Raw genomic sequence first — 21405 nt, 5'->3', positions numbered from 1 at the left:
ATCCCGCCCGTCCCGCGCTGCTGTCGCGCTGCCCTATTGTCTTGCCGCTCCGCCCGATTCGGTCCACTCATCCGGCAGACTGTGCGTCAACGTCGACACGAAACGCTCGGTTTCCGGTGCGCGCGGCTGCATGAAGATCTCGCGCGACGGCCCGGCTTCCACCACTACGCCATTGTTCAGAAACACCACGTCACGCGCGATCGTCGCGGCGAGCCGCAAGTCGTGCGTGGCCATCAGCATGGTCATGCCTTCGGTGGCGAGTTGCTTGAGCACCTCCACCACTTCCGCGGCGAGACCGGGATCGAGCGCGGAGGTCGGCTCGTCGCACAACAGCACTTCCGGCGACGGCGCCAAGGCCCGCGCAATCGCCACACGCTGTTGTTGACCGCCGGACAGCGTCGACGGCCATGCATCCGCCTTTTGCGCGATGCCGACCTTCTCCAGCAATTCGTCCGCGCGAGCCCGCGCCTTGTCCTTGTCCCACTTCAGCACGGTCAGCAAGCCTTCCATCACGTTCTGCCGCACAGTGAGATGCGGGAAGAGCTGGAAATTCTGAAACACCATGCCCGTGCGGCGGCGAATCGTCAGCACCGTTTCGCGCGAGGGCCGGTGGTCGCGGCTGAATTCCAGCCGCTGATCGCCGAGTTCGAGCGAACCGGATTCGGGAATCTCGAGCAGATTCACGCAACGCAATAGCGTGCTCTTGCCGCTGCCCGACGGACCGATCAACGCGGTGACATTACCCGAGGCGAGTTGCAGATCGACCGACTTGAGCACTTGCTGCTCGCCGAAGTACTTGTCGATTTTTTCCAGTCGGATCATCAGTTGCCTGCCTGGAAAAGTGCGTGGCGGCCGAACTTGCGCTCGAGCCTAACTTGCGCCGACGACAATACCGAACTGAGGACCAGATAGACCAGCGCCGCCTCCGTGTACAGAATCAACGGCTCGTAAGTCACCGACGCGATCCGCTGCGCCGCCTGAAACACCTCAGGCACAGTGAGCACCGCGGCAAGCGAGGTGTCCTTCACCAGCGCGATAAACGAATTGGACAGCGGCGGCAACGCGACGCGCGCCGCTTGCGGCAGGATCGCGCGCCGCAAGGCCTGCTCGCGCGTCATCCCCATCGAATATGCCGCCTCCCACTGCCCTTTCGGAATCGACTCGATCACGCCGCGTATCACTTCGGAGTTGTACGCGCCGACATTCAGCGAAAAGCCGATGATCGCAGCCGTCAACGGATCGAGCACGATGCCCACGTTCGGCAAGCCGTAGAAGATCACGAACAGTTGCACGAGCAACGGCGAGCCGCGAAACAGCCACACGTAGAAGCGCACCATCGCCACGGCCCACTTCGGCCCGAACAACCGGACCAGCGCGACGAGGAAGGCGAGCGCGAGTCCGATCGCGAACGAGATCAGCGTGAGCGGCACGGTAAACACCAGCCCCGCATACAGCAGGGGCCACAGCGACTGCGCCATCAGATGCAACCATGCCGGCATGATTCAGACTCGCGGAAGGCGTTTACTGGGACACGTCTTTGCCGAAATACTTCTGCGAGATCTTCGCGTAGGTGCCGTCTTTCTTCATGTCGGCGAGCGCCTTGTTGATCGCCGCCTGCAATTCCGGGCTGCCCTTGCGGATCAGCACGGCGGATTTGTCGCTGCTGTCGGCCGAGGTATCGAGCGCGGCGATCTTCACCTTCGCATCCGGCTTGTGCTTCTTGAAGTCGAGGAACGACAGCGAGTCGTTGACGGTCGCATCGACGCGGCCCGAGGTCAGCAGATCGATCGATTCATTGAAGCCCTGCACGGGAATCACTTCCGCGCCGTGCGCGGCCGCGATCTTGCCGAAGTTGCTGGTCAGCGTATTGGCCGACTTCTTGCCCTTCAGGTCGTCGAAGTTCTTGATCGTGGTGTTGTTCGATTGCACGATCAGCGCCGCGTGCGACGTGATGTACGGGTCGGAGAAATCGTATTTGGCCTTGCGCGCGTCGGTCACGGCCACTTCGTTGATCACGGCGTCGTAGCGATTCACGTCGAGACCGGCGATCAGACCGTCCCATTTGCCTTCGACGAATTGCGGCTTGACGCCAAGACGCTGCGCGATCGCCGTGCCGATTTCGACGTCGAAGCCGGTCAGCTTGCCGGACTCGTCGTGGTACGTGAACGGCGCATAGGTGCCTTCGGTGCCGATCCGGAATACGCCGGCGGATTTGATCTGCGCGAGTTCGTCGGCGGCGAATGCGGAACTCACGGCCACGGCCTGGAACAACGCGATCAGCAGAATGGAACGAATCGATTTCATCAGGCGGCTCCGTCAAATGTGCCACGTCGGTGGCTGAGTCTTGTGTTGGACAGTCCCCGCCGGCGTTTGCGCCCGGCAGAGTGGGCGGACTGTAGCAAACGGCCTGCGTTTTTACAAAGGATCAGGTTTCCGATCGATATGCGCTTACGTGCTAAGCCAACAGCCGCGGCCTCTGGTATGACGCGGATTTCAACTCTACAGCAGATAGACAGACGCGGCATGCATCGCAACACGGAACCTATGTTGCGCGCCATCGGGGAAAACGCGACAGGTCTCGCCGCGGCGAACGCGCGGCAGGAAAAAAAACGGGCGGCGCCGCGTTGGAAACCGGCGCCGCCCGTGGCATTGCAAGTGGCTTACCGCTCCACCGGATGCGGTTCCTTGCGCTTGTTGGCAACGCGAATCGCGTCGAAGTAGGCGCCGTTCGGCGGGCGCTTCAGGTAACGGCCGGCGCCGCGCACGGCCCGCAGCTCACCATTGGTCCAGGCGAGCGCGCCGCGCGTGAGTGTGTGCATCGCCACGCCTTGCACCGTCATGCCTTCGAACACGTTGAAGTCGACCTTCTGATGATGCGTCTTCACCGAAATCGTCTTGCTCGCGTTCGGGTCCCACACCACCAGGTCGGCATCCGCGCCGACTCGCACCGCCCCTTTGCGCGGATACAGGTTGAAGATCTGCGCGGCATTCGTCGACGTGATACGCACGAACTCGTTCGGCGTGAGACGCCCCGAGTTCACCCCGTGATGCCAGAGCACCGCCATGCGGTCTTCCACGCCGCCGCAGCCGTTCGGAATCTTCGTGAAGTCCTCGCGGCCCATGGCCTTCTGCGACGCGCAGAACACGCAGTGGTCGGTTGCCGTGGTGTGCAGCTGGCCCGCTTGCAAACCGCGCCACAACGCCTCGCGATGCTCGGCCGAGCGGAACGGCGGGCTCATCACGTGGGCCGCCGCGCGGGTCCAGTCGGGATCGCGATACACCGCTTCGTCGATCACCAGATGGCCCGGCAGCACTTCGCCGAACACGCGCAGACCTTCGCTGCGCGCGCGTGCGATCGCGTCGACCGCGTCTTTCGAGGATACGTGCACGATATACACCGGCACGCCCAGCACCTGCGCGATACGGATCGCGCGATTGGCGGCCTCGCCCTCCACCTCCGGCGGACGCGACAACGGATGCGCCTCCGGACCCGTAAAGCCTTTCGCCAGCAACTGCCGCTGCAACTGGAACACCAGCTCACCGTTTTCCGCATGCACGGTGGGCAGCGCGCCGAGTTCGAGCGAACGCGAAAAGCTGTTCACCAGCACTTCGTCGTCGGCCATGATCGCGTTCTTGTAGGCCATAAAGTGCTTGAAGCTCGACACGCCGTGCTCCTGTACCAGCGTGCCCATGTCGCGATAGACCGAATCGTCCCACCACGTCACCGCGACGTGAAAGCCGTAGTCCGACGACGCTTTTTCGGCCCAGCCGCGCCATTCCTTGAAGGCGTCCATCAGCGGTTGCTTCGGGCTCGGAATCACGAAGTCGATGATGCTCGTCGTGCCGCCCGACAAACCTGCGGCCGTGCCCGTGTAGAAATCGTCGCTCGCCGTGGTGCCCATGAACGGCAATTCCATATGCGTGTGCGGATCGATGCCGCCGGGCATCACATACTGCCCGCCCGCATCGACGACCGTCGCGCCGGCCGGCGCCTCCAGGTCCGCGCCGATCTGCAGGATCGTGCCGCCGTCCTGCGGGTCCGCACACAACACATCCGCACGATACGTGTTCTCCGCGTCGATAATCGTGCCGCCGCGAATCAGGGTCGTCATGTTGCCGCCTCCTTATGAACTGCTGGTTTCGGTGCTACGTACTTCGTCCTTACTCGTGCGCTCGTCTCATGCACGCGCCACGCGCGCACTCGGTCCCTTGCTGAGTTTCATCCACGCGCTGTATACGATCGACGCCAACGCGAGTCCGACAAACCACGCATACGTGTAGAGCGTATTGAAGATCGCCGGCACGTTCGGGAACGACGCCGGAAACGCGGTGTGCAAAAAGCCCGGCAGATTCGGCAGCACGCCGATCACGAGCGCGACCACCGCGCCGATATTCCAGCCGCCGGTGTAGCTATATTCGCCGTGTTCGTCGAACAGTTCACGCGTGTCGAGCCGCGTGCCGCGAATCAGGAAATAGTCGACCATCAGAATGCCCGCCACCGGACCGAGCAACGCCGAGTAACCGACCAGCCACGTGAAGATATAGCCCTGCGTGGTGGCGAGAATCTTCCACGGCATCATCACGATCGCGATGGTCGCGGTAATCATGCCGCCCACGCGATACGAAATGCCCTTGGGCCACAGGCTCGAAAAATCGTAAGCCGGGCCGACGAGATTCGCCGCGAGATTGCAGCACATGGTGTCGAGCGTCAGGATGATCAGCGCGACGCCCACGCCGATGCCGGTCATGCGGCTCGTCAGGTCGATCGGATCCCAGATCGCCTTGCCGTAGATCACCACCGTCGCCGACGTGACGACCACCGAGATCACCGAGAGCAGCGCCATCGGCACCGGCAAGCCGACTGACTGGCCGATGATCTGATCGCGCTGCGTTCTGGCAAAGCGCGTGAAGTCGGGGATATTCAGCGCGAGCGTCGCCCAGAAGCCGACCATGGCCGTGAGGCCGGGCCAGAACGTGACCCAGAAGAGGCCCTCTTTCTTGCCGCCCGGCACGAATTGCGACGGCGCCGACAGCATCGAGCCGAGACCGCCCGCTTTCGACGTCGCCCACCACACCAGCGCAATGCACATCACGATCTTGATCGGCGCGGACCAGCTTTCCAGCCAGCGGATCGAATCGGTGCCATGCACGATGAAGTAGATCTGCAGTGCCCAGAACACCAGAAAACAAGCCAGTTGCGCGAACGAGATGTCGAGAAACGGCAATGCCGCGCCGTGCAGCGCGTTACCGGTGAGAATGTTGAGCAGCGTATAGATCGCGCTGCCGCCGAGCCACGTCTGAATGCCGTACCAGCCGCAGGCGACAATGGCGCGCAGCATCGCCGGCAATTTGGCGCCCTGCGTGCCGAATGAGGAGCGCACCAGCACCGCGTACGGAATGCCGTGCTTCGCGCCCGCGTGACCGATCAGCAGCATCGGCACCAGCACGATCAGGTTGCCGAGCAGCACGGTGATCACGGCTTGCCATGGCGACATGCCCTCTTCCGTCAAACCGGCGGCGAGCATGTAGGACGCGATGTTCATCACCATCCCAACCCACAGCGCGGCGAAGTGATACCACTTCCAGGTGCGCTGCGCGACGCCGGTGGGGGCAAGGTCGTCGTTGTAAAGACTGCTGCCCTGCGCGCCGGCCGCGAACTGCGGGTCGGCGGGTTGCGCTGTCTGCTTCATCTAAAGATCTCCACTCGATCGTTGAGGCCCGCGCGGCTTCTGTCGGTGCGTCGGGCCTTTGGGGAAATGACAGTTTCAGTACTAGCGCTGCATCTGTTTCAGTTTGCTTCCACCACGTCCTGTTTCAGGCGGCTTTTGCCGCGTGCGCATGAGCGTGTTCCGCAGTTGCGGCCGCGTCCGCCGTTGCGCTCTGTTCCGCGCCCACTCGCGCCGGGTTGTTCGGATGCGTGGTCCAGTTCGCGTACTCGCCGCTGTCCACACGCTCCATCGTGATGCACTGCTCGACCGGACACACATGCATGCACAGATTGCAGCCGACACATTCGGAGTCCATCACTTCAAAATGCCGGACGCCATCTTTTTCTTTCATGATCGCCTGGTGAGCCGTGTCTTCGCAGGCAATATGGCACAGGCCGCACTGAATGCACTTGTCCTGATCGATGCGCGCCTTGATGTCGTATTTGAGGTTCAGGTACTTCCAGTCGGTGACATTCGGGACGGCGCGGCCGCGAATGTCGTCGAGCGTCGCGTAGCCTTTTTCGTCCATCCAGTTGGACAGACCGTCCGCCAGGTCGGAAACGATACGGAATCCGTAGTGCATTGCCGCAGTGCAAACCTGCACGCTGCCCGCGCCGAGCACCATGAATTCAGCGGCGTCGCGCCATGTGGAAATCCCGCCGATGCCGGAGATCGGCAGATTCGGCGTTTCCACGTCGCGCGCGATTTCCGCGACCATGTTCAGCGCGATCGGCTTCACGGCCGGGCCGCAGTAGCCGCCATGCGTGCCCTTGCCATCGACCATGGGCAGCGGCGACATCGCGTCGAGATCGACGGCCACGATCGAGTTGATCGTGTTGATCAGCGACACACCGTCCGCGCCACCCTTATAGGCCGCGCGCGAACCGAGGCGAATGTCGCTGATGTTCGGCGTGAGTTTGACGAGGCACGGCAGCCTGGTGCCTTCCTTGACCCAGCGCGTGACCATCTCGACATATTCGGGCACCTGGCCGACGGCTGCGCCCATGCCGCGCTCGCTCATGCCATGCGGACAGCCGAAATTCAGTTCGACCGCATCCGCGCCGGTGTCTTCAACGAGCGGCAGAATCCACTTCCAGTCGCGTTCGTTGCACGGCACCATCAGCGAGACGATCATCGCGCGGTCCGGCCAGTCGCGTTTGACTTGCGCGATTTCCTTCAGGTTGACGTCGAGCGGACGGTCGGTGATCAGTTCGATGTTGTTCAGCCCCGCGATACGCTGACCGTTCCATTGCACCGCGCCGTAGCGCGAGCTGACGTTCACCACATGCGGGTCGAGGCCAAGCGTCTTCCACACCACGCCGCCCCAGCCCGCTTCAAACGCGCGGTTCACGTTATAGGCTTTGTCGGTCGGCGGCGCGGACGCGAGCCAGAAAGGATTCGGCGAAGTGATGCCGGCAATCGTACAGCGCAGATCGGCCATGTTCGGCTCCTTGGGGACTGCTGTTTTTTGTCTGGTATGACGCTTCGTTTGGCTTGGCTCGATTCGCTTCAGGCGGCTTTCACCGCTGTACGAGCGAACTGCGCATCGATCGCGGCAGCGGCGACCTTGCCGTCCTGCACCGCCTGCACCGTGAGGTCGATACCGCCGGTTGCCGCGCAATCGCCGCCGGCCCACACGTCCGCCAGCGAGGTCTGCCCATTCGCATCGACCGCGATACGGCTGCCGTCCAACGTCAGCAACTCACGCTCGATGCCGACCGGCACAAGCGTTTGACCGATCGCCTTGAGCACCATGTCGGCTTCGACCACGAAGCGCTCTTCTCCACCATCTCTCGACGTGCGCGCGAATTCGACACCTGTCACCACGCCGCCGTCGCCGATCAGACACATCGGCGCGGCATGCGTGACGAGCGTGACGCCGCTGGTCTGCGCGAAGTCGCGTTCGGCCCAGGTGGCGCTCATCGCTTCGACGCCGCGCCGGTACACCATCGTCACCGACGTCGCGCCGAGCTTGCGGCTTTGCACGGCCGCATCCACCGCCGTATTGCCGCCGCCGATCACGACCACGCGGCGGCCCACCGGCACCGTGCCGAGGTCGCTCGCGCTGCGCACCTGTTCGATGAAGTCCACCGCGTTCATCACGCCGCCGAGGTCTTCGCCTTCCATGGCAAGCGCCCGCACGCCCGTGAGGCCGATCGCGAGAAACACGGCGTCGTGCTGCTTGCGCAGCGTGTCGAGATCGACATCGCGACCGAGCGCGACGCCGTGTTTGATCTCGATGCCGCCGACGGAACACAGCCACTCCACTTCACGCTGCGCAAAATCGTCGACGGTTTTATAAGCGGCAATGCCGTATTCGTTCAGACCGCCGGCCTTTTCGCGAGCGTCGTAGATCGTCACGTTGTGGCCAGCCAAAGCAAGGCGGTGCGCACAGGCGAGTCCGGCCGGACCGGCGCCGACCACCGCGACATGCCGTCCGGTTTCAGCCGCGCGCTTGAAGAGCACTTCGCCGCGCGCCATGGCCCAATCCGTGGCATGACGTTGCAGCGCGCCGATCGCCACCGGTTTTGCATCCTGATGGTTACGCACGCAAGCGCCTTCGCAAAGAATCTCCGTTGGGCAGACGCGCGAGCACATGCCGCCCATCGGGTTGGCCGACAGAATATCCACGGCCGCGCCCTTCAGATTGCCGTTGCTGATCTTGCGGATGAAGCTGGGAATGTCGATCTGCGTCGGGCACGCGTTCACGCACGGCGCGTCGTAACAGTAGTGGCAGCGGCTCGCCGCCGCGGCCGCGGCGCTTGCGTCGAGCAAGGGCGCGATGTCGGAGAACTCGCACGAGAGCTGCTCGGGCGACAGCCGCCGCGCGGCAATGTCGCCGGTTTGCTTGATGGCCATACTCGTTCCTTCTTCGATGTGAGGACGTAGCCGTTCCTGCCGGCCGCGCTTCGAGCGGAGCCGGGACGGCATGTTTTATGGGCACTACGGTAAAGCGGGTCAAACGGGTTGATTAGGACCGCAACCGCTAAAGCGTTATGAAACCGGCTCGCACGCACGTTCCAGCATGGCGTGCAGCAACACATTGGCGCCGGCTTCGATCCATTCGAAGGTGGCGTCCTCGATCTCGTTGTGACTGATGCCGTCCACGCATGGCACGAACACCATCGAGGTCGGCGCGACTTGCGACAGATAGCACGCATCGTGTCCCGCCCCCGACACCATGTTGCGATGCGGATAACCGAAGCGTTCAGCGGCCGCGCGCACGGACTTCACGCACGCTTCGTCGAAAGCGACGGGCGCGTAATAAAAGATCTGCTCGAGTTCGGTTTCCAGACCGATGCCGTTTGCGATATCCGCCACGCCTTGACGCAAAACGGCATCCATCCTGGCGAGCACTGCATCGTCCGGATGACGGAAATCGACGGTGAAGAACACGCGGCCCGGAATCACGTTGCGTGAGTTCGGATAGACCTGCATCATGCCGACCGTCGCACAGCCGAACGGCGCGTTGTCCAGACCGATGCGGTTGACCAGATCGACCACGCGCGCGGCGCCGAGCAAGGCGTCGCGACGGCGCGGCATGGGCGTCGGGCCCGCGTGCGCCTCCTGCCCTGTCAGCGTGATTTCGTACCAGCGCTGACCTTGCGCGTCGGTCACCACGCCAATGGTTTTCTGTTCCGCCTCGAGAATCGGCCCCTGTTCGATGTGCAGTTCGAACGCCGCGTGCAGCGGCCGCCCGCCGCATGGAACATCGCCCGCATAGCCGATGCGTTTGAGTTCCTCGCCGATGGTCTTGCCGTCCACGTCCTTGCGCGAAAGGCCGTAGTCGAGCGTGAAGACGCCGGCGAACACGCCCGATGCCACCATCGCGGGCGCGAAGCGCGAGCCTTCCTCGTTGGTCCAGATCACCACTTCGACCGGATGCTCCGTCTCGATACCGTGATCGTTCAGACTCCGAATCACTTCGAGGCCGCCCAGCACGCCGTAGATGCCGTCGAAGCGGCCGCCAGTTGGCTGCGAGTCGGCGTGCGAACCGGTCATGACCGGCAGCGCGTCGGGATTGCGCCCGGCGCGGCGCATGAACACATTGCCCATCTGGTCGACACTGACCGTGCAGCCGGCTTCCTTCGCCCAACTGACGATCAGGTCGCGTCCTTGCTTGTCGAGGTCGGTGAGCGCCAGGCGGCAGACGCCGCCTTTGGGCGTCGCGCCGATCTTCGCCATCGTCATCAGGCTGTCCCACAGCCGCTTGCCGTCGACCTTGATCGACGTGGTGGGTTCAGCGTGCTTCAGCGCTTCGGATACCGCGTTCATTCGTCTCGCTCCTTTCGGTGAACCGACATGAAACTGGTGCATCGGCGGCGGATTTTGGGGCATGCCCGCACGGGGGCGGTGCACACTCGACGCCTTCGATCGCCTCTTATACAGAGGGCAAACCCTGGGGCATCGGCCGCCCTTCCAATCCTGTCCAGTTGGACAGGTTGTAGACGATTAAGCTCGCCAAATCAACACCTTTCGTGCGGTGAGAAACATAGCGAGAAGCGTGCCATTGCAGCGCAGCATGCCTTCGGCGCGTGAGACGAATGCGCGTGTGGGCAACGCGCCAAACGACTAGAATGAAGCGCGACGCGGCGCCCATGCCGCCGAAGGCGAACATGAGAGACGACGACGTGGCAGCCGACATCACGGAAAACGAGGAAACACGCACACCTTTGCGGCGGCGCAAGGCGCACATTCGCGAGTCGAATGAAGCCCATCTTCTGGCGTGCGCCGAGGCGGTTTTCGCCGAGCGCGGACTCGACGGCACCAGCACCGCGATGATCGCGGAACGCGCGGGCTTACCGAAAGCCAACGTGCATTACTACTTCCCGACAAAGCTCGCGCTCTACCGGCGCGTGCTGGAAGACCTGTTCGAAGACTGGCATCGTGCGGCGGATACGTTCGAATGCAGCGACGACCCGGTTGAAGCGATTGGTGGATATGTGCGCGCGAAAATGGAATTGTCGCGTCGCCGTCCGCTCGGTTCGAAGGTGTGGGCGAGCGAGATCATTCACGGCGCGGAGCACATGGAGGACATTCTCACGGAGCGCGTGAAGCCGTGGCTCGATAGCCGCGTCAAGGTGATCGACGACTGGATCGCGCGCGGGCTGCTCGCGCCGGTGAACGCGCAGACGCTGATGTATATGATCTGGGCGACGACGCAGCACTATGCCGACTTTGATGCGCAGATTCGCGCACTTAAAGGCAAGCGCGCGCTGACGCAAAAGGCATTCGATGCGACGACGGAGGAAGTGGTGCAGTTGGTGATTCGGGCGTGTGGGGCGGTGTCGCCGGGGAAGGCGGACTTGTCCCAGTCCAACGCATAAGTCGATACCTCTGTTTTCATCGCTATAGATATTTCGGTTTCCATCTTATAATTATGACTATAGACATCTGACTATAGGTACATATCATGCCGGGAAATCTGGTATCGAAATCGGAATTCAAAGCCAAAGCGCTCGAATTCTTCAGGCAAGTGGAATCTTCGGGGGAAAGTGTGATTGTTACGGACCATGGCAAACCCGCGGTGGAAGTGCGCCCTTATCGCGGCGTCGAACGCAGCCCGCTCGAGGTGTTGCGAGGCACGGTTTTGCGTTACGACGATCCGACCGAGCCTGTGGGAGAAGACGACTGGGAGTCCGCGCAGTGATCGTTCTGGACACCCACACTCTGGTTTGGTGGGTCGCGGGCGATCCGACTTTGAGCAAGAAAGCAAAAACGGCTATTACGCACGAATTGGCAGGCGGCGAAATCCTCGTCTCAGCCATCTCCGCATGGGAGATTGCCATGCTGGTGGAACGGGAAAGGCTCGCGCTGTCCATGGACGTGACCAGTTGGCTCGCCACGGTTTCCGCGATTGAAGCAGTACGCTTAGTACCGGTCGATGTTGAAATCGCAACGAAGTCAGTCGATCTGCCGGGCGAGTTCCACAAAGACCCCGCTGACCGAATGATCGTTGCGACGGCGCGCAAGTTTGCAGTTCCGCTCATCACGAAGGACGAAAAGATCCGCGCCTACCCGCACGTCAAGACCATCTGGTGACATACCGCGCGGGCAAACAAAGCCCGTGCCGCGATTCGCGACCGGACACCATCCGGTCAATACGTCTCCAGATGCAGCCTCCCCTCCTTCTTCAACTTCACCCACAGCGCTTCCCAATCCAGTTGATGCTGCTCGCCAATCTCCTTGAGCGCCTGCAGCACGCCATCCTCCATGCCCTTCAATCCGCACACGTAGATATGCGTGTTGTCGTCCTTGAGCATCTGCGCCACGTCCACCGCGCGCTCGCGCATAGCGTCCTGAACATAACGCTTCGGCTGACCCGGCGTGCGCGAAAACGCCAGATTGGTATCGATGAAATCCTTCGGTAGATTCGTAAGCGGCCCGAAGTACGGCAACTCTTCTTTGGTCCGCGCGCCGAAGAACAGCATCAGCTTGCCGGTCGCGCCCTTCAGGCGGCGCCTGCGGCGATACTCGGTCATTGCGCGCATCGGCGCTGAACCCGTGCCGGTACAGATCATCAGCAGATGCGAGTTCGGATGGTTCGGCATCAGGAACGTGCCGCCGAACGGGCCGATCACGTTGACGACGTCGCCCTTCTTCAGATCGCACAGGTAGTTCGAACACACGCCGTCAGTCGAATCGCCGTGTTGCTGCGAGACGCGCTTGACCGTCAACGAGACGTTGTTATAGCCGGGCCGTTCGCCATCGCGCGGACTCGCAATCGAATACTGGCGCGCGTGATGCGTACGGCCGTCGGCGCTCGCGCCCGGCGGCAAAATGCCGATCGACTGGCCTTCCAACACCGGAAACGGCATCGAGCCAAAATCGAGCACGATATGATGAATATCGCTGTCGGTCGAACCATCGGTGAGCCGGTAGTTGCCGACCACCATCGCGGTAGTCGGCTCCTTGTGCGTGTAGAGATTCACGTACGGCTTCGCGGCCGACCACGGCGGCACGACCGAGCCGCGCACGGTATCCACTTCGATGCCGCTCGCCTCGGCCGGCGTATCGCCCGATGCGCCCGCACCCGGCGACTCGTCCGCGGCGGGCACGGCCATCGTGTTCTGTTCCGGCAGGACGTCCCACGTGAACTGCTCTTCGATCGGATACGCGTCGGCCTTCAGCACCGTGCGCCAGTTGTCGATCGCGCCGGTCGGACACGGCGGCACGCACGCCATGCAGCCGTTGCAGATATCCGCCTTGACCACATAGTTGTTGTCGTCGTGCGTGATCGCATCGACCGGGCAAGTCTCTTCGCACGTATTGCAGCGAATGCAGATTTCCGGATCGATCAGATGCTGCCTGAGAACTTCGATCGATACTGGGCCGTTCATGACTTCCTCCACCTTGAGATGCGGCGTAAGCCTGCCACGCGCCGCGCGCGCACTCAGTTAAAGCGCACGTATTCGAAATCGACCGGCTGACGGTTGACACCCATCGCGGGCGGCGCAATCCAGTTGGCGAATTTGCCCGCTTCCGTGACGCGGCCCATCAGCGACGCGACGTAAGCGCGGTCTTCAGGCGTGGCGAGCCATTTCGCTTCGTTGGCGGCCCATTCGGTTTCGCTGACCACGCGGCCGTCGGGCGACACACGCGTACCCGCGAACGTGCCGATCTGCCGATTGAACGCTTTATGCGGCACCGTCATGCGGAAATCGATGCCGGCCTTTTCGAGCACCTTGTTCCAGCGCCCCACGCCCGCCACCGAATCCTTGATGTAGTCGTCGCGCAGCACTTCGTTCATGGCGTTGAGCATCGGCACTTCGCGCTCGACCAGCTTGCCGTCCTGCACATCGAGCAGCTTGTAGCTCTGGCCGTTCAACTGATGATCGTCGTCGCGCTTGTTTTCTTCGTAGCGGCCCTTGAGGCCCGAGCTATAGAACGTGGCCGCGTTGGACGAATGATCCGCGCCGAACAGGTCGATCGTGACCGAGTAATGGAAGTTCAGATAGCGCTGAATGGTGGGCAGATCGATCACGCCGGCCGCGCGAATCTTCGCGACGTCGTCCGTGCCGAGTTCGTTCATTACCTGGGCGGTGCGCTGGATCACGCGAGACACACCCGACTCGCCGACGAACATATGATGCGCTTCTTCGGTCAGCATGAACCTGGTGGTGCGCGCGAGCGGATCGAAGCCCGACTCCGCAAGCGCCGACAACTGGAATTTGCCGTCGCGATCGGTGAAGTACGTGAACATGAAAAACGCGAGCCAGTCGGGCGTTTTCTCGTTGAACGCACCGAGAATGCGGGGATTGTCGTCGTCACCCGAACGGCGGCCGAGCAATGCCTCGGCTTCCTCACGGCCGTCGCGGCCGAAGTAGCGATGCAGCAGATACACCATCGCCCACAGGTGGCGGCCCTCCTCCACGTTCACCTGGAACAGGTTGCGCAAGTCGTACATGGAGGGCGCCGTCAAACCGAGGTGACGCTGCTGCTCGACCGAAGCCGGTTCCGTATCGCCCTGCGTCACGATGATGCGGCGCAGGTTCGCACGATGCTCGCCGGGCACGTCCTGCCAGGCCGCTTCGCCCTTGTGTTCGCCGAAGTGAATCTTGCGGTCCTGCTCGCCGGGCGTCAGAAAAATGCCCCAGCGGTACTCGGGCATCTTCACGTGATCGAAATGCGCCCAGCCGCCCGCGTCGACGCTCACCGCGGTGCGCAGATACACGTCGTAGCCGTGCGAGCCTTCCGGGCCCATATCGCCCCACCACGCGAGGAAATTCGGCTGCCATTGTTCGAGCGCGCGCTGTAGCGCCCGGTCGCCGGCGAGGTTGACGTTGTTCGGAATCTTTTCGCTGTAGTTGATCGATGACATGGTCGGTTCCTGGTTCGGAAACTGCAATGACGGTGAGGGGCGCGTATCGGGCCGGTGGCGTCCTGTCTCGCGCTCGTTGCGTGGGTGGCGTTCAGACGCCCATCAAGCGCGCATCAGATGCCGCATCAGATACGCATCAAACGCGCGAGACGTCGAATTGCGCCTTGCTGCCCTTGCCGTACACCTTGAGCGCGCCCTTTTCGCCCACTGCGTTCGGCCGGTTGAAAATCCAGTTCTGCCACGCGGTGAGACGGCCGAAAATGCGCGTCTCCATCGTTTCCGGGCCGTTGAAGCGCAGATTCGCTTCGAGTCCAGTCAGGGCATCCGGCGACATCGCGGCGCGCTCTTCGAGCGCGATACGGATTTCGTCGGCCCAGTCGATGTCGTCGGGCGATGCGGTCACAAGACCGAGACGCTCGGCTTCGACCGGTTTGATCGGCTGACCGATCAGGGCGCGCACGGCATCGAGCGGCTCGGCTTCTTCGTAGAAACGCCGCGCGAGACGCGACTGATGCGTGACCATCGGAAAGAGGCCGAAGTTGACTTCGGACAGCGTGATGGCCGGCTCTTCCTCTTCATTGCTCGGCAGCGCCGCCATGTAAGTGCGATCGGCGGCGAACGCGAGTTCCGCGAAGGTGCCGGCGAAGCATGAACCCGGCTCGATCAGCGCGAACAGCGACCGCGACGAGACGTCGATACGCGCCAGCGTGCGGCGCAGCAGGCCGATGGTCTCGCGCACGAACCAGTGGTCCTTGTGTTGCATGAGCGAGGCGTCCGCGGCGAGCAGATTGCGGGCGTCGCCTTCCGTCCTGAAGACCCACGTGCCCACCGCGAGGTCGTTGGTACGCATGCACAGGATCGCGTCGTCGAGTTCGCGGGCGAATTGCAACGGCCACCAGTTCACGCCGGCCGCGACGATGGCGTCGATATCGGCGGGCGGTTCGGTTTGCGGCGCCCTGGCCGTGAACGTCGCGATGCGCCTCGGGCGATCGATCGTGACGTCGAGCGTCTTATAAGTGAGGCCGTCTTCGCGATCGGTGCGTTCGATACGCGTGAGCACAACGCCCTGTGCGTCCGCGGGACGATCGCTCTGCTCGGCGAGTTCGAGCGCCCGCGCCTGGATCGCCTGATCGAACTGGTTAGGCTTCACGACTTCATCCACCAGACGCCATGCTTTCGCGCGCTCGCCGCGCACGCCTTCGACCACCGTGCAGAAGATGTCGGCGCGATCGTGCCGCACCTTGCGTTTGTCCGTGACGCGCGTGAGGCCGCCCGTGCCGGGCAGCACGCCGAGCAGCGGCACTTCCGGCAGCGAGACCGACGACGAACGGTCATCCACCAGATAGATCTCGTCGCAAGCGAGCGCGAGTTCATAGCCGCCGCCCGCGCAGGCGCCGTTCACGGCCGCCAGAAACTTCAGGCCCGAATAGCGCGACGAGTCTTCCAGGCCGTTGCGCGTTTCGTTGGTGAACTTGCAGAAGTTGACCTTCCACGCATGCGTGGAGAGACCCAGCATGAAGATGTTGGCGCCCGAGCAGAACACGCGATCCTTCAGGCTCGTCAGCACCACGGTTTTCACTTCGGGATGCTCGAAGCGGATGCGCTGTATTGCGTCGTGCAATTCGATGTCGACACCGAGGTCGTACGAATTCAGCTTCAGCTTGTAGCCGTCACGAATGCCGCCGTCCTCGGCGATATCAATGCCGAGCGTGGCGACGGGACCGTTGAAGCTCAGCTTCCAATGCTTGTACTGCGAGGGATCGGTGCGGTAGTCGACCGGCGCGACGGCGTTTTCTGCTGTGGACATGGGGCGTCTCCTGACTGGACGATGCAAACTCTGTTTTTGAACAATAGTGCATAGCCAAACCCATGTAAAGCACTTTAGTGCATGTTCGCTCGTAAACCCTGGCACCAAAATGCACGCTAGCTCACGCGCGCCTCATCTGGCGATTCCGCGGCGAGTCTTGCCGCGAGGCGGTCGCGCAGCTGCAAGTAGGCGTCGGCCAAGGTTTTTTCGCTGGTGTCGAAGGTCATGTCGGCGCGGCCATATAGCTCGCCGCGCCCCGCCAGGATGCGCTTCAGGTCGTCCATCGCCTCCTTGTTGCCGGACATCGGCCGCAGATCGCCTTGCGCGACGACGCGGCGCATATGCTCTTCCGGCGCGGCCTGCAGCCACACCGTATAGCAGTGCGACAGCAACGTATTGAAGGTGCCCGACTCCGACACCAGCCCGCCCGGCGACGCGATCACCGCGCGCTCGTGCTCCTGAATCACGGCTTCGAGCGCCCGGTGTTCATAACGCCGATAAGCGGCCGCCCCGTATAGCGAATGAATCTCCGACGGTGGGCAGCCGGCCAGTTGCTCGATCACGCGCGTGAGCTCGACGAACGGCACCTTGCGCTCCTGCGCGAGCATCCGCCCGAGCGTCGACTTGCCGGCGCCGCGCAGGCCGATCAAGGCAATCCGGTCCTTGCGATGCGGGTCGCGCGGCGCCTGCGCGAACATCTCGGCGAGCGCCACGCGGGCGCGCTGCAAGGCTGCCTGATCGCGGCCCTGCAGCAATTCGCGGATCAGCAGCCATTCGGCGGACGCGGTGGTTTCGTCACCGATCACCTCGGCCAGCGAACAGTTCAAGGTGCCCGCGATCTGCCGCAGCACCAGCACCGACGCGTTGCCCACGCCCGATTCCAGATTCGCCAGATGCCGCTCCGACAGGCCGGTTTCCGTTGCCAGTGTCTTGCGCGTCATGCCGCGGCGCGCGCGCAGCAGGCGCACGCGTTCGCCCATCGCCGTGAGAAAGGGATCGCGTTCCTCGCGTTCGCCGCCGCGCTCCGGCGCGCGTTCCGCGCGGCCGGCTTCGTCGTCGGTGGAATCGTCCAGCGGCGCAGGAGTGTAATTTGGGTTCATGTTTTGCTACCTCTTAACTGCGATACATGTACTATAGTGCTTGACAGACACTGAGTGAACGGTTAATTTTCGCCAAATATTGATCCAATAACAAACGCTGTCGAGATTTTTCGGCAGCGTCACGGAGATGGCGCAACGGCTCGCATGCATTAACGTGCGTGTGGTGGTCAAACGCCGATCTGGAGGCTCGCATGTCCCCACATGAATTCCAGCGCCTGATTGCGGGCGTCACGGAACAACTCGCCTGCCGGCCGCTCGACGGCAAGCTGGCGGCCTGGCTGAATGACGCCTATCCCGCCGACGGCGACACGTTCCGCGAGCTTGCCCAGGCATGCCGAACCGGCGTCGCCGAAGGCTGGCTGTGCAATCGCGAAGGCGCAGGCATTCGCTACGGCCGCGTCTTCAAGGCGCTGCCCGAGACGCACGGCTTTTCCGTCGACGTCGTCGATATGAAGGATATTGCCGGGCCGCATCATGTTCACCCGAACGGCGAGATCGATCTGATCATGCCGCTCACCGACTGCGCCACGTTCGACGGCCATCCGGCCGGCTGGTGCGTGTACGGGCCCGGCTCCGCGCATCGTCCGACGGTGGCGAACGGCGAGGCGCTCGTGCTGTATCTGCTGCCGCAAGGCGCGATCGAATTCACTCCCACCTGAGCGCCGCCATGACCGAACTCCTGAAGAACCATGTGGCCGGACGTTGGATCGCCGGCGGCGGCGCAGGCGTCACGCTCACCGATCCGGTGACGGGCGTTGCGCTCGTGCGCGTATCGAGCGAGGGCCTCGATCCCGCACGCGCCTTCGGCTTTGCGCGTGAAGACGGCGGCGCCGCGTTGCGTTTATTGACCTACGCCCAACGCGCCGCCCGTCTCGCCGATATCGTCAAGCTGCTGCAGGCAAAGCGCGACGACTACTACGCGATCGCCACCGCGAACTCTGGCACCACGCGCAACGACTCGGCTGTCGATATCGACGGCGGCATTTTCACGCTGTCGTATTACGCGAAACTCGGCGCGTCTCTCGGCGAGGTGCATGCACTGCGCGACGGCAACACCGTCTCGCTGAGCAAGGATCAATCGTTCAGCGTGCAGCATGTGCTCACACCGACACGCGGTGTCGCGCTTTTTATCAACGCGTTCAATTTTCCGTCGTGGGGTTTGTGGGAAAAAGCCGCGCCGGCCTTGCTCTCGGGTGTGCCTGTCATCGTCAAGCCCGCCACGGCAACCGCCTGGCTCACGCAACGCATGGTCGCCGATGTGGTCGACGCGGGCATTCTGCCGCCCGGCGCGCTCTCGGTGATTTGCGGCAGCTCGGCGGGCCTGCTCGATCAGATTCAATCCTTCGACGTGGTGTCGTTCACAGGCTCCGCGGATACCGCCGCCACCTTGCGAGCGCATCCGGCATTCGTGCAGCGCGGCGCGCGTCTGAACGTCGAAGCCGATAGTCTGAACAGCGCGATTCTGTGCGCCGACGCCACGCCCGACACACCTGCCTTCGACCTGTTCATCAAGGAAGTGGTGCGGGAAATGACCGTGAAATCCGGGCAGAAATGCACGGCGATCCGTCGCGCGTTCGTACCCGAAGCGGCACTTGAAGCCGTGCTCGAAGCACTCAAGGCGAAGCTCGCGAAAATCACCGTCGGCAATCCGCGCAACGACGCCGTGCGCATGGGTTCACTCGTGAGCCGCGAGCAATACGAGAACGTGCTGGCCGGCATCGCGGCGCTGCGCGAAGAAGCGGTGCTCGCCTACGACGGCTCGGCTGTGCCGCTCATCGACGCGGACGCAAACATCGCCGCCTGCATCGCGCCGCATCTGTTCGTCGTCAACGATCCGGATAGCGCGACGCTGTTGCACGACCTCGAAGTATTCGGACCGGTGGCGAGCGTGGCACCCTATCGCGTCGCCACCGACGCAAACGCACTGCCCGAAACGCACGCAGTCGCTCTCGCGCGACGCGGCCAGGGATCGCTCGTCGCCTCGATCTATTCGAACGACGACGCGCATCTCGGCCGCCTTGCGCTGGAACTCGCGGATTCGCACGGCCGCGTGCATGCCATTTCGCCCTCGGTCCAGCAGAGTCAAACCGGTCACGGCAACGTGATGCCGATGTCCCTGCACGGCGGCCCTGGGCGCGCAGGCGGCGGCGAGGAACTCGGCGGCTTGCGCGCGCTGGGTTTCTATCACCGGCGCTCGGCTATCCAGGCGGCGAGCGCGGCAATCGACGCACTGACGCAAACGACTCACTTACCCGCGGCCTGACAGCGCACGGGTTTAGCGACAAGGACCGGGCACGCCCACTAGCCTGCAAGCATCGAGCGGATCATGAGCACAGAACAGCCGGACCGCGCCCACCCGATGGAGGAGACACATGGAAGCCCTGTTGGACAAGACGGCGAACCAGGCCGCCGCGACAGTCGAACCGCCGCCCGCGCTATTCAATTTCGCGGCCTACCTGTTTCGACTGAACGAGACGCGCGCCGCCAAGACCGCCTATATCGACGACACCGGCAGCACCACTTACGGTGAACTGGAAGAACGCGCGCGACGCTTCGCGAGCGCGCTGCGCACGCTCGGCGTGCATCCCGAAGAGCGCGTGCTGCTCGTGATGCTCGATACCGTCGCGCTGCCGGTGGCCTTTCTCGGCGCGCTCTACGCGGGCGTCGTGCCGGTCGTCGCGAACACGCTGCTCACACCGGCCGACTATGTGTACATGCTCACGCATAGCCACGCACGCGCCGTGATCGCCTCGGGCGCGTTGCTGCAGAACGTGACGCAGGCGTTGGATTCCGCCGAACATGACGGTTGTCAGTTGATCGTCTCGCAGCCGTGTGAGGGCGAGCCGCTTCTCGCGCCCTTGCTCGAAGAACTGATCGATGCCGCCGCGCCCGCCGCCAAAGCCGCCGCAACGGGTTGCGACGACATTGCCTTCTGGCTGTATTCGTCCGGTTCGACCGGCAAGCCGAAGGGCACGGTCCACACCCATGCGAATCTGTACTGGACCGCTGAGTTGTATGCAAAGCCGATCCTCGGCATCGAAGAGAGCGACGTGGTGTTCTCCGCGGCCAAGCTGTTCTTTGCGTACGGTCTCGGCAATGGCTTGACGTTTCCGCTGTCGGTCGGCGCCACGGCGATACTGATGGCGGAGCGCCCCACCGCCGACGCGATTTTCACGCGCCTCGTCAAACATCGCCCGACGGTGTTTTACGGCGTGCCCACGCTCTACGCGAACATGCTGGTGTCGCCCAATCTGCCCGCGCGCGCCGACGTCGCGATGCGCATCTGTACGTCGGCGGGCGAAGCGTTGCCGCGCGAAATCGGCGAGCGCTTCACCGCGCACTTCGGCTGCGAGATTCTCGACGGCATCGGCTCGACCGAAATGCTGCATATCTTCCTGTCTAATCGCGCGGGCGCGGTCGAATACGGCACGACGGGCCGCCCGGTGCCGGGCTACGAAGTCGAGTTGCGCGACGATGCCGGTCATGCGGTGGCCGATGGCGAAGTCGGCGATCTGTACATTAAAGGGCCGAGCGCCGCGGTGATGTACTGGAACAACCGCGAGAAGACGCGCGCCACCTTTCTGGGTGAATGGATCCGCAGCGGCGACAAATACTGCCGGCTGGCGAACGGCTGCTATGTCTACGCGGGCCGCAGCGACGACATGTTGAAGGTCAGCGGCCAATACGTCTCGCCCGTCGAAGTGGAAATGGTGCTGGTGCAACACGACGCGGTGCTCGAAGCGGCAGTGGTTGGCGTCGATCACGGCGGCCTCGTCAAGACTCGCGCGTTCGTGGTGTTGAAGCGTGAATTCGCGGCGTCTGAGATACTCGCGGATGAGTTGAAGGCCTTCGTGAAGGACCGTCTCGCGCCGCATAAATATCCGCGCGATATCGTGTTCGTCGACGATCTGCCGAAGACCGCAACCGGAAAAATTCAACGCTTCAAACTGCGCGAGCAGTCATAGGGTG

At 63.0% G+C, this 21405-nt stretch carries 18 protein-coding genes; 6 read left to right on the top strand and 12 right to left on the bottom strand.

What is annotated here, in order from left to right; genetic code table 11:
• Positions 1 to 33: 33 nt before the first annotated feature.
• From RI103_RS06640 to RI103_RS06605, 8 genes are all read right to left on the bottom strand, one after another.
• Entirely contained in the window at positions 34 to 822 is a 789-nt protein-coding gene (locus RI103_RS06640; RefSeq protein ID WP_310814583.1) for an amino acid ABC transporter ATP-binding protein, read from the bottom strand.
• On the bottom strand, positions 822 to 1499 hold the full coding sequence (locus tag RI103_RS06635; RefSeq protein ID WP_310814582.1) for an amino acid ABC transporter permease: 678 nt from the start codon (positions 1497 to 1499) through the stop codon (positions 822 to 824). Before RI103_RS06635 ends, RI103_RS06640 begins: the two co-directional genes overlap by 1 nt.
• Positions 1500 to 1521: 22 nt before the next feature.
• Positions 1522 to 2304, bottom strand: a complete 783-nt coding sequence (locus RI103_RS06630) for an amino acid ABC transporter substrate-binding protein (protein ID WP_310814581.1) — start codon at positions 2302 to 2304, stop codon at positions 1522 to 1524.
• Between the two features lie 356 nt (positions 2305 to 2660).
• Positions 2661 to 4112 carry a dihydropyrimidinase gene (gene hydA, locus RI103_RS06625; RefSeq protein WP_310814580.1) on the bottom strand — a complete coding sequence of 484 codons (1452 nt, stop codon included), beginning with the start codon at positions 4110 to 4112 and terminating at the stop codon, positions 2661 to 2663.
• Between the two features lie 66 nt (positions 4113 to 4178).
• Positions 4179 to 5690 carry an NCS1 family nucleobase:cation symporter-1 gene (locus RI103_RS06620; RefSeq protein WP_310814579.1) on the bottom strand — a complete coding sequence of 504 codons (1512 nt, stop codon included), beginning with the start codon at positions 5688 to 5690 and terminating at the stop codon, positions 4179 to 4181.
• 124 nt (positions 5691 to 5814) lie between these two features.
• Positions 5815 to 7149 carry an NAD-dependent dihydropyrimidine dehydrogenase subunit PreA gene (preA, locus tag RI103_RS06615; RefSeq protein ID WP_310814578.1) on the bottom strand — a complete coding sequence of 445 codons (1335 nt, stop codon included), beginning with the start codon at positions 7147 to 7149 and terminating at the stop codon, positions 5815 to 5817.
• A 68-nt stretch (positions 7150 to 7217) separates the two neighbouring features.
• On the bottom strand, positions 7218 to 8567 hold the full coding sequence (locus RI103_RS06610; protein ID WP_310814577.1) for an NAD(P)-dependent oxidoreductase: 1350 nt from the start codon (positions 8565 to 8567) through the stop codon (positions 7218 to 7220).
• Between the two features lie 135 nt (positions 8568 to 8702).
• A complete protein-coding gene (locus tag RI103_RS06605) occupies positions 8703 to 9983 on the bottom strand; it encodes a Zn-dependent hydrolase (protein ID WP_310814576.1) in 1281 nt (426 codons plus the stop codon).
• A gap of 302 nt (positions 9984 to 10285) precedes the next feature.
• On the opposite strand from RI103_RS06605, the gene RI103_RS06600 reads away from it, so the two are divergent.
• The 3 genes from RI103_RS06600 to RI103_RS06590 all read left to right on the top strand — a co-directional run bounded on the left by RI103_RS06600 (position 10286) and on the right by RI103_RS06590 (position 11750).
• A complete protein-coding gene (locus RI103_RS06600) occupies positions 10286 to 11035 on the top strand; it encodes a TetR/AcrR family transcriptional regulator (protein ID WP_310814574.1) in 750 nt (249 codons plus the stop codon).
• Between the two features lie 86 nt (positions 11036 to 11121).
• A complete protein-coding gene (locus RI103_RS06595; protein WP_310814573.1) occupies positions 11122 to 11358 on the top strand; it encodes a type II toxin-antitoxin system prevent-host-death family antitoxin in 237 nt (78 codons plus the stop codon).
• The gene (locus RI103_RS06590; protein ID WP_310814572.1) at positions 11355 to 11750 is read left to right on the top strand and encodes a type II toxin-antitoxin system VapC family toxin; all 396 of its coding nucleotides are present in this window, start codon (positions 11355 to 11357) and stop codon (positions 11748 to 11750) included. Before RI103_RS06595 ends, RI103_RS06590 begins: the two co-directional genes overlap by 4 nt.
• A gap of 56 nt (positions 11751 to 11806) precedes the next feature.
• Here RI103_RS06590 and boxA read toward each other — a convergent pair whose 3' ends face one another.
• The 4 genes from boxA to RI103_RS06570 form a co-directional block, all read right to left on the bottom strand.
• On the bottom strand, positions 11807 to 13048 hold the full coding sequence (boxA, locus tag RI103_RS06585) for a benzoyl-CoA 2,3-epoxidase subunit BoxA (protein ID WP_310814571.1): 1242 nt from the start codon (positions 13046 to 13048) through the stop codon (positions 11807 to 11809).
• Between the two features lie 53 nt (positions 13049 to 13101).
• Positions 13102 to 14529, bottom strand: coding sequence for a benzoyl-CoA 2,3-epoxidase subunit BoxB (gene boxB, locus RI103_RS06580; protein WP_310814570.1), 1428 nt, complete (start codon positions 14527 to 14529; stop codon positions 13102 to 13104).
• Positions 14530 to 14665: 136 nt separating this feature from the next.
• Positions 14666 to 16336, bottom strand: coding sequence for a 2,3-epoxybenzoyl-CoA dihydrolase (gene boxC / locus RI103_RS06575; protein WP_310814569.1), 1671 nt, complete (start codon positions 16334 to 16336; stop codon positions 14666 to 14668).
• A gap of 116 nt (positions 16337 to 16452) precedes the next feature.
• Positions 16453 to 17436, bottom strand: coding sequence for a helix-turn-helix transcriptional regulator (locus tag RI103_RS06570; protein ID WP_310814568.1), 984 nt, complete (start codon positions 17434 to 17436; stop codon positions 16453 to 16455).
• A gap of 191 nt (positions 17437 to 17627) precedes the next feature.
• On the opposite strand from RI103_RS06570, the gene RI103_RS06565 reads away from it, so the two are divergent.
• The 3 genes from RI103_RS06565 (at position 17628) to RI103_RS06555 (ending at position 21401) form a co-directional block, all read left to right on the top strand.
• Entirely contained in the window at positions 17628 to 18095 is a 468-nt protein-coding gene (locus RI103_RS06565) for a DUF4863 family protein (protein WP_310814567.1), read from the top strand.
• An 8-nt stretch (positions 18096 to 18103) separates the two neighbouring features.
• A complete protein-coding gene (locus tag RI103_RS06560; RefSeq protein ID WP_310814566.1) occupies positions 18104 to 19699 on the top strand; it encodes a 3,4-dehydroadipyl-CoA semialdehyde dehydrogenase in 1596 nt (531 codons plus the stop codon).
• Positions 19700 to 19808: 109 nt separating this feature from the next.
• Positions 19809 to 21401, top strand: coding sequence for a benzoate-CoA ligase family protein (locus RI103_RS06555; protein WP_310814565.1), 1593 nt, complete (start codon positions 19809 to 19811; stop codon positions 21399 to 21401).
• Positions 21402 to 21405: the final 4 nt, after the last annotated feature.

It is taken from the genome of Paraburkholderia sp. FT54 (genome assembly GCF_031585635.1).
Taxonomy (GTDB): Bacteria; Pseudomonadota; Gammaproteobacteria; order Burkholderiales; family Burkholderiaceae; genus Paraburkholderia.
This window is presented reverse-complemented; position numbering and strand designations above follow the sequence as displayed.

Coding starts and splice junctions, on each gene's coding strand:
- RI103_RS06640 (WP_310814583.1), bottom strand. CDS start 822: ATGATCCGACTGGAAAAAATCGACAAGTACTTCGGCGAGCAGCAAGTG.
- RI103_RS06635 (WP_310814582.1), bottom strand. CDS start 1,499: ATGCCGGCATGGTTGCATCTGATGGCGCAGTCGCTGTGGCCCCTGCTG.
- RI103_RS06630 (WP_310814581.1), bottom strand. CDS start 2,304: ATGAAATCGATTCGTTCCATTCTGCTGATCGCGTTGTTCCAGGCCGTG.
- hydA (WP_310814580.1), bottom strand. CDS start 4,112: ATGACGACCCTGATTCGCGGCGGCACGATTATCGACGCGGAGAACACG.
- RI103_RS06620 (WP_310814579.1), bottom strand. CDS start 5,690: ATGAAGCAGACAGCGCAACCCGCCGACCCGCAGTTCGCGGCCGGCGCG.
- preA (WP_310814578.1), bottom strand. CDS start 7,149: ATGGCCGATCTGCGCTGTACGATTGCCGGCATCACTTCGCCGAATCCT.
- RI103_RS06610 (WP_310814577.1), bottom strand. CDS start 8,567: ATGGCCATCAAGCAAACCGGCGACATTGCCGCGCGGCGGCTGTCGCCC.
- RI103_RS06605 (WP_310814576.1), bottom strand. CDS start 9,983: ATGAACGCGGTATCCGAAGCGCTGAAGCACGCTGAACCCACCACGTCG.
- RI103_RS06600 (WP_310814574.1), top strand. CDS start 10,286: ATGAAGCGCGACGCGGCGCCCATGCCGCCGAAGGCGAACATGAGAGAC.
- RI103_RS06595 (WP_310814573.1), top strand. CDS start 11,122: ATGCCGGGAAATCTGGTATCGAAATCGGAATTCAAAGCCAAAGCGCTC.
- boxA (WP_310814571.1), bottom strand. CDS start 13,048: ATGAACGGCCCAGTATCGATCGAAGTTCTCAGGCAGCATCTGATCGAT.
- boxB (WP_310814570.1), bottom strand. CDS start 14,529: ATGTCATCGATCAACTACAGCGAAAAGATTCCGAACAACGTCAACCTC.
- boxC (WP_310814569.1), bottom strand. CDS start 16,336: ATGTCCACAGCAGAAAACGCCGTCGCGCCGGTCGACTACCGCACCGAT.
- RI103_RS06570 (WP_310814568.1), bottom strand. CDS start 17,436: ATGAACCCAAATTACACTCCTGCGCCGCTGGACGATTCCACCGACGAC.
- RI103_RS06565 (WP_310814567.1), top strand. CDS start 17,628: ATGTCCCCACATGAATTCCAGCGCCTGATTGCGGGCGTCACGGAACAA.
- RI103_RS06560 (WP_310814566.1), top strand. CDS start 18,104: ATGACCGAACTCCTGAAGAACCATGTGGCCGGACGTTGGATCGCCGGC.
- RI103_RS06555 (WP_310814565.1), top strand. CDS start 19,809: ATGGAAGCCCTGTTGGACAAGACGGCGAACCAGGCCGCCGCGACAGTC.